This is a genomic window from Hyphobacterium indicum, from assembly GCF_003129605.1.
GTDB classification, from domain to species: domain Bacteria; phylum Pseudomonadota; class Alphaproteobacteria; order Caulobacterales; family Maricaulaceae; genus Hyphobacterium; species Hyphobacterium indicum.
Genome location: NZ_QBDX01000002.1, coordinates 399,820 through 413,937, shown reverse-complemented (window position 1 = coordinate 413,937; position 14,118 = coordinate 399,820). Strand labels below are relative to the sequence as shown.

The 14,118-nt window shown below is 59.3% G+C and carries 18 protein-coding genes and 1 tRNA gene; 17 read left to right on the top strand and 2 right to left on the bottom strand.

Going from position 1 to position 14,118, the window contains the following annotated elements; translation table 11 throughout:
- The first annotated feature begins 13 nt into the window (after positions 1 to 13).
- Positions 14 to 226 (top strand): DUF6898 family protein, encoded by a 213-nt coding sequence (locus DBR16_RS06355; RefSeq protein ID WP_109260405.1) that lies wholly within the window; start codon positions 14 to 16, stop codon positions 224 to 226.
- A 10-nt stretch (positions 227 to 236) separates the two neighbouring features.
- On the opposite strand, the gene DBR16_RS06350 is transcribed toward DBR16_RS06355, so the two are convergent.
- Entirely contained in the window at positions 237 to 662 is a 426-nt protein-coding gene (locus tag DBR16_RS06350) for a MucR family transcriptional regulator (RefSeq protein ID WP_109260404.1), read from the bottom strand.
- 220 nt (positions 663 to 882) lie between these two features.
- On the opposite strand from DBR16_RS06350, the gene glyA reads away from it, so the two are divergent.
- The 10 genes from glyA to DBR16_RS06300 all read left to right on the top strand — a co-directional run bounded on the left by glyA (position 883) and on the right by DBR16_RS06300 (position 9,765).
- The gene (glyA, locus tag DBR16_RS06345; protein ID WP_109260403.1) at positions 883 to 2,163 is read left to right on the top strand and encodes a serine hydroxymethyltransferase; all 1,281 of its coding nucleotides are present in this window, start codon (positions 883 to 885) and stop codon (positions 2,161 to 2,163) included.
- Positions 2,164 to 2,172: 9 nt separating this feature from the next.
- A complete protein-coding gene (gene nrdR / locus DBR16_RS06340; RefSeq protein WP_109260402.1) occupies positions 2,173 to 2,655 on the top strand; it encodes a transcriptional regulator NrdR in 483 nt (160 codons plus the stop codon).
- Positions 2,652 to 3,326, top strand: coding sequence for a RibD family protein (locus tag DBR16_RS06335; protein ID WP_109260401.1), 675 nt, complete (start codon positions 2,652 to 2,654; stop codon positions 3,324 to 3,326). The genes nrdR and DBR16_RS06335 overlap by 4 nt, the downstream gene beginning before the upstream one ends.
- Positions 3,327 to 3,929: a riboflavin synthase gene (locus DBR16_RS06330; protein ID WP_109260400.1), complete on the top strand. Its 603-nt coding sequence runs from the start codon at positions 3,327 to 3,329 to the stop codon at positions 3,927 to 3,929. It begins immediately after the preceding gene.
- A 3-nt stretch (positions 3,930 to 3,932) separates the two neighbouring features.
- The gene (gene ribB / locus DBR16_RS06325) at positions 3,933 to 5,057 is read left to right on the top strand and encodes a 3,4-dihydroxy-2-butanone-4-phosphate synthase (RefSeq protein WP_109260399.1); all 1,125 of its coding nucleotides are present in this window, start codon (positions 3,933 to 3,935) and stop codon (positions 5,055 to 5,057) included.
- Positions 5,054 to 5,479 carry a 6,7-dimethyl-8-ribityllumazine synthase gene (locus DBR16_RS06320; RefSeq protein WP_109260398.1) on the top strand — a complete coding sequence of 142 codons (426 nt, stop codon included), beginning with the start codon at positions 5,054 to 5,056 and terminating at the stop codon, positions 5,477 to 5,479. The genes ribB and DBR16_RS06320 overlap by 4 nt, the downstream gene beginning before the upstream one ends.
- Positions 5,480 to 5,484: 5 nt before the next feature.
- Positions 5,485 to 5,934: a transcription antitermination factor NusB gene (nusB, locus tag DBR16_RS06315; RefSeq protein ID WP_233347637.1), complete on the top strand. Its 450-nt coding sequence runs from the start codon at positions 5,485 to 5,487 to the stop codon at positions 5,932 to 5,934.
- Positions 5,931 to 6,899, top strand: coding sequence for a thiamine-phosphate kinase (gene thiL / locus DBR16_RS06310; protein ID WP_109260396.1), 969 nt, complete (start codon positions 5,931 to 5,933; stop codon positions 6,897 to 6,899). Before nusB ends, thiL begins: the two co-directional genes overlap by 4 nt.
- A 24-nt stretch (positions 6,900 to 6,923) precedes the next feature.
- A complete protein-coding gene (locus DBR16_RS06305; protein ID WP_125184514.1) occupies positions 6,924 to 7,427 on the top strand; it encodes a hypothetical protein in 504 nt (167 codons plus the stop codon).
- 175 nt (positions 7,428 to 7,602) lie between these two features.
- Positions 7,603 to 9,765 carry a sodium-translocating pyrophosphatase gene (locus DBR16_RS06300; RefSeq protein WP_109260568.1) on the top strand — a complete coding sequence of 721 codons (2,163 nt, stop codon included), beginning with the start codon at positions 7,603 to 7,605 and terminating at the stop codon, positions 9,763 to 9,765.
- A gap of 72 nt (positions 9,766 to 9,837) precedes the next feature.
- Here the strand turns inward: DBR16_RS06300 and DBR16_RS06295 are convergent, their stop codons facing one another.
- A complete protein-coding gene (locus DBR16_RS06295; protein WP_109260394.1) occupies positions 9,838 to 10,326 on the bottom strand; it encodes an outer membrane protein assembly factor BamE in 489 nt (162 codons plus the stop codon).
- Between the two features lie 98 nt (positions 10,327 to 10,424).
- On the opposite strand from DBR16_RS06295, the gene DBR16_RS06290 reads away from it, so the two are divergent.
- The 6 genes from DBR16_RS06290 to DBR16_RS06265 all read left to right on the top strand — a co-directional run bounded on the left by DBR16_RS06290 (position 10,425) and on the right by DBR16_RS06265 (position 14,055).
- Positions 10,425 to 10,952: a ubiquinol-cytochrome C chaperone family protein gene (locus tag DBR16_RS06290; protein WP_109260393.1), complete on the top strand. Its 528-nt coding sequence runs from the start codon at positions 10,425 to 10,427 to the stop codon at positions 10,950 to 10,952.
- Between the two features lie 106 nt (positions 10,953 to 11,058).
- A complete protein-coding gene (plsX, locus tag DBR16_RS06285; protein WP_109260392.1) occupies positions 11,059 to 12,120 on the top strand; it encodes a phosphate acyltransferase PlsX in 1,062 nt (353 codons plus the stop codon).
- A complete protein-coding gene (locus tag DBR16_RS06280) occupies positions 12,117 to 13,079 on the top strand; it encodes a beta-ketoacyl-ACP synthase III (protein ID WP_109260391.1) in 963 nt (320 codons plus the stop codon). Before plsX ends, DBR16_RS06280 begins: the two co-directional genes overlap by 4 nt.
- Before the next feature lie 74 nt (positions 13,080 to 13,153).
- Positions 13,154 to 13,459 (top strand): integration host factor subunit alpha, encoded by a 306-nt coding sequence (locus tag DBR16_RS06275; RefSeq protein ID WP_109260390.1) that lies wholly within the window; start codon positions 13,154 to 13,156, stop codon positions 13,457 to 13,459.
- Positions 13,460 to 13,463: 4 nt separating this feature from the next.
- Complete coding sequence (locus DBR16_RS06270; protein WP_109260389.1) at positions 13,464 to 13,895, top strand: MerR family transcriptional regulator; 432 nt, start codon at positions 13,464 to 13,466, stop codon at positions 13,893 to 13,895.
- 82 nt (positions 13,896 to 13,977) lie between these two features.
- Positions 13,978 to 14,055 (top strand) — tRNA-Pro (locus tag DBR16_RS06265).
- The last annotated feature ends 63 nt before the right edge of the window (positions 14,056 to 14,118 follow it).

Here is a 14,118-nt window from a genome sequence, read left to right as displayed (position 1 = left end):
CGCTGGCCGCGAGGTGATCTATGAATTTATTGAATTGACATCGGCCATCCGGGTGGCCGCGATTGATGTCGAAACCGGCGTAGAAGTCGTGATTCAATCGCCCAAGACGGCCAGCCGCCTCGATATGGAGCGTGTTGCCGGCGCCAAGCTGGCCCGCCGGCTGGGCCTTACTCCACAAAAGAAACGGCCGGATGACGGATCACCCGGCCGAGGTATCAAGGTCTGATCGCGAACGCTTACTTGCCTTTGCGGCCGCCGCGTCCCAGACCGATGTCCTTGGCGAAGGCCGAGCGCTTGCGTGAATAGGCCGGTGCCACCATCGGGTAATCGGACGGGAGGCCCCATTTGCGGCGATATTCATCCGGTGACATGTCATATTGCGAGCGGAGATAGCGCTTCAGCATTTTCAGCTTCTTGCCATCCTCGAGGCAGACAATGTGCTCGTCGGTGACGGATTTCGAGACCGGAACGGCCGGCTTGGACTTGGGCTCGGGTTTGGCTGATGATCCGCTGATCTCGCCCATGGTCGCGTGCACAGACCGGATAAGCTCCGGGATGCTGTCAGCAGGAACGGAATTGTGGGTCAGGAAAGACGCAACAATATCCGTGGTCATCCGCAGGATTTCTTCTTCATCGATCTGGGGGAGGGTTTCGTCTGTCATAAGGACTCCATTTGCCTTGTGTATTCTTTGACTTTCTAAAGTCGGCGAGAACTGTCTAGAATTCAACGTTGAAAATAGCAACACACCAGAACCTGCAAATACATTGAATACTTGGGAAGCAGGCTGCGGAAAGCAGTCCAGAAACCATAGAGCTGCATTGTCAGCCCGTGCGTTGCGCCCTATCAATCATGTCCCGCGTAGCGTTTGAGGAGAGTGTGCCGTGCGAGACGATTTTTTCAGCCAGTCGCTGGCGAATGCCGATCCTGATCTTGCGGCGGCCGTTGGCAAGGAGATCCGGCGGCAGCAACAGCAGATCGAGCTGATTGCCTCGGAAAACATCGTGTCCCGCGCGGTGCTCGAGGCGCAGGGCTCTCCGCTGACCAACAAGTATGCGGAAGGGTATCCGGGCAAACGCTATTATGGCGGCTGTGAGTTTGTCGATGTCGCCGAGGATCTGGCGCGCGACCGGGCAAAGGAATTGTTTGGCGCAGCCTATGCCAATGTCCAGCCGAGCTCCGGCAGCCAGGCCAATCAGGGCGTCTTTCTGGCGCTGTTGAAACCCGGTGATAAAATCCTCGGCATGAGTCTCGATGCCGGCGGACATCTGACCCATGGCGCAAAGCCGAATATCTCCGGCAAGTGGTTTGACGCTCACCATTATGGCGTGCGCGAAGAGGATGCGCTGATTGATTATGACGCGTTGGAAGCCCAGGCAAAAGACATCCGGCCCCAGCTGCTCATTGCGGGTGGCTCGGCCTATCCGCGGATCATCGATTTTGAACGCTTCCGGGCGATCGCCGATGCGTGCGGTGCCTATCTGATGGTGGATATGGCCCACTTTGCGGGACTGGTCGCTGCGGGCGAATATCCCAATCCGGTGCCGTATGCAGATGTCGTGACCACGACCACACACAAGACGCTGCGCGGCCCGCGCGGGGGCATGATCCTTTCGCGGGACGAGGACCTCGGCAAGAAGTTCAATTCCGCCATCTTCCCCGGTCTCCAGGGCGGGCCATTGATGCATGTCGTTGCGGCAAAGGCGGTCGCGTTCGGCGAGGCGCTGCGCCCGGAATTCAAGGACTATATCAAGGCTGTAATCGCCAATTGCCGGATCATGGCCGCGACGTTGAAAGAAGGCGGTTATGAAATCGTCTCGGGTGGCACCGATTCGCATCTGGCACTGGTTGATTTGCGGCCGAAATCCCTGACCGGCGACATTTCCGAGAAGGCGCTCGAACGGGCCTTCATGACCTGCAACAAGAATGGCGTGCCGTTTGATCCTGAAAAACCGATGGTGACGTCCGGCCTGCGTATCGGCTCACCGGCCGCAACCACGCGCGGTTTTGGCGAGGCCGAATTCAAGCAGGTCGGCGAGATGATGGTCGAGGTGCTGGATGCGCTGGCGGAAAACCGGTCCGGAAACAAGGCGGTTGAAGAAGCGGTCAAGGCCAGGGTTCTGGAACTGACCGGGCGCTTTCCGATTTATCCCGATCTGATCTAGGCTGACCCGATGCGTTGTCCTTTCTGCAGCCACCCCGATACCCAAGTGAAAGACTCCCGTCCGGCGGAAGACGGGGCTTCCATCCGCCGCCGCCGGCATTGCCCGAAATGCTCGGCGCGGTTCACGACATTCGAGCGGGTGCAGCTGCGGGAGCTCACCGTGGTCAAGCGCAATAACCGACGTGTCCCGTTTGATCGTGACAAGCTGGCCCGGTCGGTCGCACTCGCCTGCCAGAAACGCACAATCGATCCTGACCGTGTGGATCAGATGGTCTCCGGCATCGTCCGGCGGCTCGAAAGCTCCGGAGATTCCGATGTGACGTCGGATGCCATTGGCGAGCTGGTCATGGACGCGCTCAAGAATCTCGATCCGGTGGCCTATGTCCGCTATGCCTCCGTGTACAAGGATTTCCGCGAAGTCGATGATTTCCGGGACTTCATCAAGGGTGAGCAATTGGGACCGCCGGGCGGCGACGGCTCCTCGCAATCATGACCGGCCCCGGCGGGCCCCAGGTCACGCTGAAACTCGCCACTTCGCTGGATGGCCGGATTGCCCTTTCCAATGGCCAGTCGCAATGGATCACCGGGGAAGCGGCGCGGGCAGCTGTGCATCAATTGCGCAGCGAGCAGGACGTTGTGTTGACCGGTGTCGGAACGGTGCTGGCGGATGATCCGCAACTGACTGTGCGGCTTCCGGATTTCAAGGGGAGCCAGCCGGGCCGTGTAATTCTTGACACACGCCTGCGGACGCCGGACACGGCGCGTTTATTCGATGCGGGCGGTCCGCTGCTGTTCCTGTGCAGCGCCGATGTTCCCGCCCATAGCCGCGCGGCACTCGAAGCCAGGGGAGCAGCTGTTGACATCATCAATCGCTTTGATGGCCTGCATATCAGCCTGAAGGCCGCTCTACAGCGGATCCGCGAACTGGAAGGGGAACGGATCCTGATCGAAGCCGGCGCGCGGGTTGCGGCCAGTGCCATAAAACTGGACCTGGTGGACCGGATTGAATGGTTTCGTGCGCCCGTATTCCTCGGGGGGGATGGTTGGCCGGTATTGGCAGCCCTTGGCCTTGAGCGGCTGGACGAAGCGCCCATCTTCGAACGCATCGGCATTTCGGAATGTGGTGCCGATCTGCACGAGACCTACACACGAAAGCGCGTCTGAATGTTTACCGGAATTGTTACCGCCAAAGGAATTGTCCGATCCGTTTCGGGACGCACGGACCGCCGCTTCAGCATTGAAAGTGTGTATGATCCGGCGACGATCGAAATCGGGGCGTCCATCTGCCATGCGGGCGTCTGCCTGACGGTGACCGAGACCGCGAAGGCCCCGGCGGGCGGGCTGCATGTCGTCGAAGTGTCGCCCGAAACGCTGCAGAGAACCACGCTTGGCAGCTGGATGGAAGGCAGTGAGGTCAATCTGGAGCGGTCGCTGAAAATGGGCGATGAGCTGGGCGGTCATCTCGTGACCGGGCATGTCGATGGTCTTGGCGAAGTCGTCGACCGGAGCGAGGCGGGCGGATGGCTGACCTTGCAGGTCCGGCCGCCGAAAGCGATTGCAAAATTCATTGCGGAAAAGGGCTCTATCGCTGTTGATGGTGTGTCGCTGACCGTCAATGCGGCCGAAAATGATGTGTTCAGCCTGATGATCATTCCTCATACGGCGCAGGTTACGACGATTGGCGCGCTGCAGATTGGCGCACACGTCAATCTTGAAGTTGACCTCATGGCGCGATACGCCGCACGCCTGATGCAAGCGGAAGATTGATGCATGGCCAGCGATACGCCGCTTTCCCCGATTGAAGACATTATCGAAGACGCCCGGAACGGGCGTATGTTCATTCTGGTCGATGCCGATGATCGCGAGAATGAAGGCGATCTGGTCATTCCGGCCCAGTTTGCCACTCCGGATGCGGTCAACTTCATGGCGCGATACGGTCGGGGTCTGATCTGCCTTTCGGTGACAGATGAGCGCGCGCGCGCGCTCGGGCTCGAAATGATGTCCTCGCACAACCGGACGCGGCACCAGACCGCCTTCACCGTTTCCATCGAGGCCCGGGAAGGCGTAACCACGGGCATCTCCGCCCATGACCGGGCCGTCACGATCGCCGCGGCTATCGACCCCGGAAAAGGCGCGGAGGATATCGTCACGCCGGGCCATGTCTTTCCGCTGGTCGCGCGGGATGGTGGCGTTCTGGTGCGGGCCGGGCATACCGAGGCGGCGGTCGATGTTTCCCGGCTGGCGGGCCTCAATCCGTCGGGGGTGATCTGCGAGATCATGAATGAAGACGGCACGATGGCGCGGATGCCCGACCTTGTGGCCTTTGCCCAGCTCCATGGACTGAAGATCGGAACAATCGCCGATCTGATCGCCTATCGCCGCCGCAATGATCTTTTCATCGAGCGCCGCGCCGAAGTGCCGTTCGAAAGCCATTGGGGCGGGATATTCAAACTCGTTGTCTATCGCAGCCTGGTGGACGGGTTCGAGCATGTGGCCTTGTTGAAGGGGCAACCGGAAGCCGACCACCCCACGCTGGTACGGATGCACAAGGTCAGTTTCGTGGATGATGTGATTGCGGCAACCGGACGGCGTTCCGGCCTTGTGGAAATCGCCATGCAGACCCTGGCGCAGCACGATGGCCCGGCGGTGATGGTGTTTATCCGGGAAAGCAATCTCAATGCGATCCGCGAACGTTTTGGTGCAAAGCCGACAGAGCCCGACGAAAAACGCGAGGAAAGGCGGCTTCGTGAATACGGAATTGGTGCCCAGATCCTGACCGATCTCGGCGTTGGCAAAATGGATTTGCTGACAACGGCACCGCAACCCATTGTCGGACTGGAGGGGTATGGCCTTTCGATCCATGAGACGATCCAGCTTGGAGATTTTGACGCATGAATGGTCAACCGCGCATCCTTGTCGTTGTCGCGCCCTACTATAAAGAGGTCAGCGATGCCTTGTTGAAGGGTGCACAGGCGGCCTTGGCCGATGCTGAAGTGGAAATCGTCGAGGTTCCCGGCGCGCTGGAAATTCCGGGCGCAATTGCATCCGCGGTCCGGAGCCGGACGCGGTTCGATGGCTATGTGGCTCTGGGCTGCGTCATTCGCGGCGAGACCAGCCATTATGACCATGTCGCCGGAGAATCTGCCCGGGCGCTGATGGATTTGACGCTGCAGGGGATTGCGCTTGGAAATGGCATTCTGACGGTTGAAAACCGCGATCAGGCGATGAAGCGCGCGGGCGACAAGGACAAGGGCGGCGATGCAGCGCGCGCCTGTCTGGCCATGGTTCGCCTGCGTGAAAAATTCGGGGCTGCCTGATGGAAATGAGCGAAGATATCCTGCCTGTACTGAAGCCCCGTCCGGAAGCCCGGATGGCGGCAGTCCAGGCGCTCTACCAGATAGAGCAGGGGGGCAGTACCGCAGACCGGGTGATGCGGCAGTTTCTTGATCACCGGCTATCGGATACGGCCGATATCGAGCTGTTTGAATCCCTTGTGACCGGAACGGTGAAAGCCACGGCGCAGCTGGATCAACAGATTGCTCCGGCCCTGAGTGATAAATGGCGGCTGGACCGGATTGACGCGACACTGCGCGCCATATTGCGGTGCGGGGTATTCGAGATGACCCATGCCGCCGAGACACCCGCACGCGTGCTGCTGGATGCCTATGTCGATCTGGCTGCCGCCTTTTTTGATGACAAGGAAGTGGCGTTTATCAATGCGGTTCTGGACCGGTTGACCCGCGATATCCGGCCGGGAAGCCTGGCGGGGTGAGCCGGATCGGCGAATTCGAGTTTATCGCGCAATCACTGGCGCCGCTTGCCGCCGATTACGAGGGCGCTTTCGGCCTGACAGATGATGCTGCCTTTCTGGCCGCATCATCCGGTCTGGTCGTGACCTCTGATACGCTGATCCAGGGGGTGCATTTCCGCACGGATGATCCCTGGGACATGGCCGCGCGCAAGGCGTTGCGGGTGAATGTGTCGGATCTTGTCGCTATGGCGGCGCGTCCACATGCCTTCCTTTTATCTATTGTCTGGCCAGAGACTGTGTCGGCCCGGGACCAGCAGCGATTCGTTGATGGGTTGGCGGAGGATTCCGCAGGCTATGGCATGCCGCTGATAGGCGGGGACACCACACGGGGCGGTGACTGCCTGGTGATCACAATCACGGCTTTCGGGGAGGTGGCACAGCCGCTCCGGCGCAGCGGCGCGCAGCCCGGTGACCGGGTATTTGTCAGTGGCACTATCGGTGATGGCTGGCTCGGATTGCAGTCTGAAGCGCTTGACCTGCCGGAGACAGAGCGGAACTCCCTCAATGACCGTTATCTGCTGCCACGGCCGCCTGTCGCCTTGATTGAGACGTTACGCACCAGCGCAACGGCGGGGCTGGATATCTCGGACGGTCTGATTTCGGATGCTGGGCATATGGCGAAAGCCAGTGGTGTCAGTGTTGACCTCCAGCTTGCGAATATTCCGTTGTCGGCTGCTGCCCGGGACTGGCTGGCCCGGCAGGACAAGCGGACGGATGCGATGATTTCACTGATCACCGGGGGGGATGATTATGAAATGCTGTTCTGTTGTCCGGCTGACCGGGTGGAGGCTTTGCGCATTTCCGCACGCAATGCCGGTGTCGCCGTTACGGATATCGGATGCATTTCAGAGGGAAGCGGTGTCAGCGTGCGAGATGAAAAAGGCAATATCGTTCAAATTTTAGAGACCGGATTTACGCATTTTTGAGCGTGGACGTGTATCGTCCGGGTCATGAAAAACCTTCTCCTCGCCTTTGCCCTCGGCTCCTGTTTTTTCACGCCTGCTGTCTATGCAGGTGGTGGTGGCAGTAGCAGTTCGAGCAGTAGCTCCGCCATTAATATCGACTGGAATCAGGGAGCCGGCAGTCAGGCATCCAGCCATGCCAGTGTCATGGAGGAATTGGGCGTGGATGAAGGGAATCCAAGGGTTATTTTCATGCCGGCGATTGTGGTTCCACTTGTCGAGGATCACCGGCTGCAGGGTTATGCCTACATTCATTCCCGCCTCTTGGTCGCACATAATAACGAGGCCCGTAATGTTCAGGCCAATACCCATATTGCCCTCGACCGCCTGATCCGCGCGAGCCATCGCACCAATCTGACCGCCGAGAGTGGTGACACGATTGATGTCGACCGCATGCGGGAGGTCTGGTTGATTGCGCTTGCGGAGCAATTTGGCGAAGGCGTGGTGGAGCGGATTGTGATCACACCGCCAGATATCCGCCTTTTACGGTGATTTTTCAGTAAATTGATCCATTGCATCCGGGCGTGTTGCGCCCGCCATGGCCTTTGGGCATATTCCCGCCACTTTCCTTGGGGGGGATGGGTGCTTCGCTGATTCGCGAACATGCCCAGACAGCATTTCCTCCCCGGTCAAATTGAATTGGGACGAAAGGCTGAACGCCATGAATATGGAATTGGGACTTGGACTGGTCATTCTGGCTGGCCTGCTTGCCGTACTGTACGGCGTGGTGCAGAGCCGGTCGATTCTGGCAGCCGATGCCGGAAATGACCGCATGAAAGAGATCGCTGCGGCGATTCAGGAAGGCGCAAATGCCTATCTTCGCCGTCAATACATGACCATCGCGATGGTCGGCGTTGCCGTCACCGTACTTGTCTGGTTCTTGCTGGGCTTTCTTGTAGCGGCCGGCTTCGTCATCGGTGCCGTGCTGTCGGGCATGGCAGGATTCATTGGTATGCTGGTTTCGGTCCGCGCCAATGTCCGGACGACCCAGGCCGCATCCATCAGCCTTGCTGGCGGCCTGTCCATGGCGTTCCGCTCGGGTGCCGTGACCGGTATGTTGGTCGCGGGCCTCGCCTTGCTGGGTGTGGCGGTTTACTATTATCTGCTCACCGCAGTTTTCCCGCCTGAAAACCCGCGCGTCGTCATTGATGCGTTGGTTGCGCTTGGTTTCGGTGCGTCCCTGATTTCGATTTTTGCGCGTCTCGGCGGCGGTATCTTCACCAAGGGTGCGGATGTCGGCGGCGATATGGTCGGCAAGGTCGAGGCGGGTATCCCGGAAGATGATCCGCGCAACCCGGCGACCATCGCTGACAATGTTGGTGACAATGTCGGCGACTGTGCCGGTATGGCGGCCGATCTGTTCGAAACCTATGCGGTCACGATTGTCGCGACCATGGTTCTCGCCTCTATTTTCTTCGCAGGTGTTGCTGCTCCGGCCATGATGTTCCTGCCTTTGGCCATTGGTGGCGTGTGTATCGTGACGTCGATCATCGGGACCTTCTTCGTGAAGCTCGGCAAATCGAACAACATCATGAATGCGCTGTACAAGGGCTTCGTGGTGTCGGCCGTGCTGTCATTGCCCGCTGTTGCAGCCGCGATCTATTATGTGCTGCCGAACGGCTTCGGCCCGATCATGGACGGCAGTTCGATCACCGGTCTGAACCTGTTCCTTTGTGGCGGTATCGGACTGGCCGTTACGGGTCTGATCATCTGGATCACCGAATACTATACCGGCGTGGACAAGCGTCCGGTGCGGTCTGTGGCTCAGGCATCGGTCTCCGGGCATGGTACCAACGTCATCCAGGGTCTGGCTGTTTCGCTGGAATCCACAGCGTTGCCGGCTCTGGTCATTATTGGCGGCATCATCGCCACCTATGTTCTGGCCGGCCTGTTCGGGATTGCCATTGCCGTGACAACCATGCTGGCGCTGGCCGGGATGGTGGTTGCTCTCGATGCCTTCGGTCCGGTGACGGACAATGCCGGCGGTATCGCCGAGATGGCGGGGCTTCCCGAGGAAGTCCGCAATACGACGGATGCACTTGATGCCGTCGGTAACACCACCAAGGCTGTGACCAAGGGCTATGCCATTGGTTCGGCGGGGCTTGGCGCTCTGGTTCTTTTCGCGGCCTATACGGCGGATATCCAGCACTTCATCGAGACCGCGAATGGCGAAGGCTTCTTTGCGGACCTGATTTATGGCGGCACCGAAGTTACGGCGAATGTTGTGAACTTCTCGCTGTCCAATCCGTATGTCGTTGTCGGTCTGCTCTTCGGTGGCCTGTTGCCCTTCCTGTTCGGCGGCATGTCGATGATGGCTGTTGGCCGTGCAGCCCAGTCGGTCGTTGTGGAAGTGCGCCGTCAGTTCCGTGAAAATCCGGGCATTATGGAAGGCACGGTGAAGCCGGATTATGGCCGGGCCGTTGACCTGCTCACCAAGGCGGCGATCCGCGAAATGATCGTGCCGTCGCTGCTGCCGGTGCTGTCACCCGTCGTTCTCTTCTTCGCGATCATGCTGATCGCAGGACCGGGTCCGGCTCTTTCGGCTGTTGGCGCCATGCTGCTGGGTGTGATCGTGACGGGTCTTTTTGTCGCCATCTCGATGACCTCGGGCGGCGGTGCCTGGGACAATGCCAAGAAGGCGATCGAAGACGGTTTCACCGACTCCGATGGCGTGCTGCACGAGAAGGGCTCCGAAGCTCACAAGGCAGCGGTCACAGGCGACACGGTGGGTGATCCCTACAAGGACACGGCCGGTCCGGCAGTGAACCCGATGATCAAGATCACCAATATTGTGGCACTCCTGCTGCTGGCAGTGATCGCGCATCAATAGCGGCTGTTGCTGCGTACAAGAAAGCCCCGGTCTTCGGACCGGGGCTTTTTTTGTGGCTATGCACTCGGAAAATTACTGATCGCGTCTCGGACCGCCGGCACCGCCGGGCAGGTTCTGTTCGCCACCGAATTGTTCCGTGGGCAGGCTGCCGATATTGCCGAACAACTGTTCCCAAACGCTCATTTCGCGGCCCGGAGTCGGTGTTTCGCGATCGACCAGCGCCACGCGCCGCCCGTCTTCCAGCCCGTATTCCTCGACGGAAGCCACAAGACCGGCATCATCAAACCGGACTTCAAGTATCCGCCGGTAGCTCGTCTGCGGCCGCTGATAGGCCAGCGATTCCCGCGTGTCGGACATGTAATACCAGGTCGTCGATTCAAAGACGCCTTGCGTTGACGGGCTGCCAAGGCGTTCCAGAACGCTGGCCTGATTATCCTCGCCCGGGACGATTTCGGGGACTTCGCCGTCAACATAGACAAAGCCGTGATTCCGGAGGACAGGTGTACAACCGGCAGCAAGAATGGATCCGGCTGCAACAGCCAATAGCAATGCGCGCTTCATGGACTAAACCCTAACTCCCGGTTCTGGATACTCTGCCGCGTTGACCTAGCCGAGCCTGACCTTAGCTTCAAGCCCCGCCAAGAGGGAGTGTCTATCGCATGTTGTCATTCTTGAAACGCCGGGACGCGGCGAAAAGCCATACACAGGCCCTGTATGAGCGGATTGTCGCGGCTGCGCGCCAGCCGGTATTCTATACAGTTGGCGGTGTGCCAGATACGCCAGAGGGCCGGTTCGAGCTGATCTCGCTGCATGTCATTCTGGCCATCTCCCGGCTCAATGCGGACGGCGAAGCGGGACGTGCCGCCGGCCAGGCCCTGTTTGATCACTTTTTCAAGGACATGGACTATGCCATGCGGGAAATGGGAATTGGTGACACCAGTATCGGCAAGAAAATCCGGGCCATGGCGGAAGTCTTCTACGGGCGGTTCAAGAGTTACGCGGCGGCTTCTGACGCGGCCGACCGCGACACGCTCGCCACCGCCATCGGGCGGAATATCCTTGACGATGAACACCATCCCCAGGCTCCCCGTCTTGCAGACTATTTCCAGCGCAGCGCTGAACGTCTTTCGGCCTTGTCCCTGCTGGAAAGACATGCCGTGGAACAGCTGGAATTTGCCGATTTCTGACGGCTGCCGACAAGTGGTGCAGATGCCTTGCATCGGTTCCGGCTTTGGATATGGTCTCGCCGGTTCAATCAATGCGCCTGACTATCCGCGCCAGACCCGCTAAGGCATGACCCACTCAGCACCGATCATATCCGTTGATGCCATGGGGGCCGATAATGGCCCGTCCGTTGCGATTGAGGGCATCAGCCATATTCTGGCGCGCCGCCCCGATTCCCCGGTCCGTTTCCTGGTGCATGGCGATGAAGCCCAGCTGACTCCCCTGATTGCGGCGGCGTCACCGTTGGCGCGCGAGCGCATCACGCTCCAGCACACCGATTCGGAAGTTCGGATGACCGACAAGCCGAGCGAAGCCGTGCGGCGGTCCCGGGGCTCGTCAATGTGGAACGCGCTGACTGCGGTCAAGAATGGCGAGGCCGATGTTGTTGTGTCCGCCGGGAATACCGGCGCGCTGATGGCGATATCCAAGGTCGTTCTGCGGATGAAAAAAGGCGTTCACCGCCCGGCCATATCCGCCAGCTGGCCAACGCCGCGCGGTCATACTGTCGTGCTGGATGTGGGGGCGAATGTCGAATGCGGCCCCAAACAGCTGGTTGAATTCGCGATCATGGGTGAGGCGTTTCACCGGGCCGTTCACGGATCGACCCATCCAACGGTCGGGCTGTTGAATGTGGGTCAGGAAGAATTGAAGGGGAATGAAACGGTTCGTGCCGCCGACCGGCTGATCCGTGAGGCCGGAATTGACTTCAGATATCATGGCTTTGTCGAGGGTGATGATATCTCGCTCGGGGCCACCGATGTTGTCGTCACGGACGGCTTCAGCGGCAATATTGCGCTGAAGACCGCAGAAGGCACGGTCAAGCTGGTCGCCCACTGGATGCGCGAATCCTTTACGAGTTCACTGACCGCAAAAATCGGTGCGCTTTTTCTGCGTATGGGTGGTCTTGATCATCTCCGGGCCAAGCTGGATCCGAGGTCCATCAATGGTGGGGTATTGCTGGGCCTGAACGGCATGGTCGTCAAAAGCCATGGCGGCACCGATGGTGAAGGTTTTGCCACCGCGCTCGGGCTGGCCATTGATATTGCCGGCAGTCACTTTCTCACAGAAATAGAAGCCAATCTCGAGCGCCTGACCCGGGCAGAAGAAGCCATAAGCGAAGCAGTCTCTTGACCCGTTTGATTTCACGCGTGGCCGGGCAGGGGAGCTACCTGCCCGAACGTATCCTGACGAATGCCGAAATCGCGACTTTTGTGGACACGGATGATGAATGGATCCGGACCCGGACAGGGATTTCGGAACGCCGCATCGCCGCCGAAGACGAAACGACTGCCGATCTGGGCCACAAGGCAGCGCTTGCCGCGCTGGAAGATGCAGGCCTGTCCCCTGATGACATTGATCTGATTGTTGTCGCGACCACGACTGCCGATCTGGTGTTTCCTTCCACAGCTGCCCTGATCCAGAACCGATTGGGAATCCGGCATGGCGCAGCATTTGACATCCAGGCCGTCTGTTCCGGCTTCATCTACGGGCTTGCGGTCACGGACGGGCTGCTGAAAGGCGGCGTTTTCAACCGGGCGCTTGTGATCGGCGCAGAAACCATGTCGCGGATCCTGAACTGGGAAGATCGCACCACCTGCGTGCTGTTCGGTGATGGTGCCGGCGCCTGGGTGCTGGAGCGATCGGAGGGAGAGACGGGTCTTCTGGGGTATGACTTGCGCTGCGAGGGCCGGTATTCGGACCTTCTGAAAACCAGCGGCGGTATTTCTTCAACACAGTCCTCGGGCCATCTGACGATGGAAGGTCCGGCCGTGTTCAAACACGCCGTGATGAAGATTTCCAATTCCATGGCACGCCTGATCGAGCGAGAGAATGTTGCCATAGACGATATTGACTGGTTTGTGCCGCATCAGGCCAATCAGCGGATTCTGGAAGGTGTTGCCGACAAGCTCGGCATTTCCCGCGACCGGGTCATTTCCACCGTCGCCCGGCACGGCAACACATCTGCAGCGTCGGTTCCGCTCGCATTTTCACAGGCGGTTAGCGATGGCCGGATCAAATCCGGCGACCTGTGCCTGCTGGAAGCATTAGGAGGTGGGTTGACGTGGGGGTCAGCTTTAGTGCGAATATAATCCAAATGGGTGCTAACACGTTGACGCGGCTGGTCTGTTGGGACTAGCCTGTCTTCTTCCAGTGGGGGAATATCATGTCCGGTAAAACCGTAACGCGAGCAGATCTGGCAGATGCCGTGCATCAGAATATCGGATTGTCGCGTCAGGAATCATCCGACCTGGTCCAATCGGTGCTTGGAATGATTTCGGATTCTCTAGCAAATGGCGAATCTGTGAAATTGTCCTCGTTCGGGTCCTTTCTGCTCCGTGACAAGAGCGGCCGGATCGGACGCAATCCGAAAACCGGTGAGGAAGTTCCGATTGATCCACGCCGGGTTCTCACCTTCAAGCCTTCCCAGGTGTTGAAGGAGAAGGTCGATGCGGGTCACTCGAAAGGCTGATTGAGTGACAGACAAAGCACCAGATGCCTACCGCACCATCAGCGAGGCGGCGGATGAACTGGATTTGCCTGCCCATGTCCTGCGATTCTGGGAAAGCCGTTTTTCACAGATCAAGCCAGTAAAACGCGCTGGCGGCCGGCGGCTCTACCGGCCCGGCGATTTGCAATTGCTCCGAGGTATCCGCACGCTTCTGTATGAGCAGGGCTATACCATCAAGGGCGCGCAGAAATACCTGCGCGAACATGGCGTGGCGGCGGTTGCCTCCCTTGCGGATGGTGCGGCACCGGTATTGCCGGAAGCGCCCCGGCTGGCCGAGCGTTTTATTCCGGCCGATGCGCCTGTGACAGAAGGTGACGGAATACGGTCAATGCTCAGCCGCCTGGAGGCTGCCAAAGCCAAACTGGATACTGCACTGGCGGCCCGGGACGCGAACTAACTTATCCGGTTGCCGATCTCGCCGGGCACTCCTATAAGACGCGTCCCCTACAGCCGTCAGACGGTTGTTCTCTTCTACGGTTCGGAGCGTGGCGCAGCCCGGTTAGCGCACCGGTCTGGGGGACCGGGGGTCGCGAGTTCAAATCTCGCCGCTCCGACCATTTCCGCACTCTCTTTGTGGTTGGCGGGTCCGGCATGATGCGTCATGCTGGAGCCAATTCAGG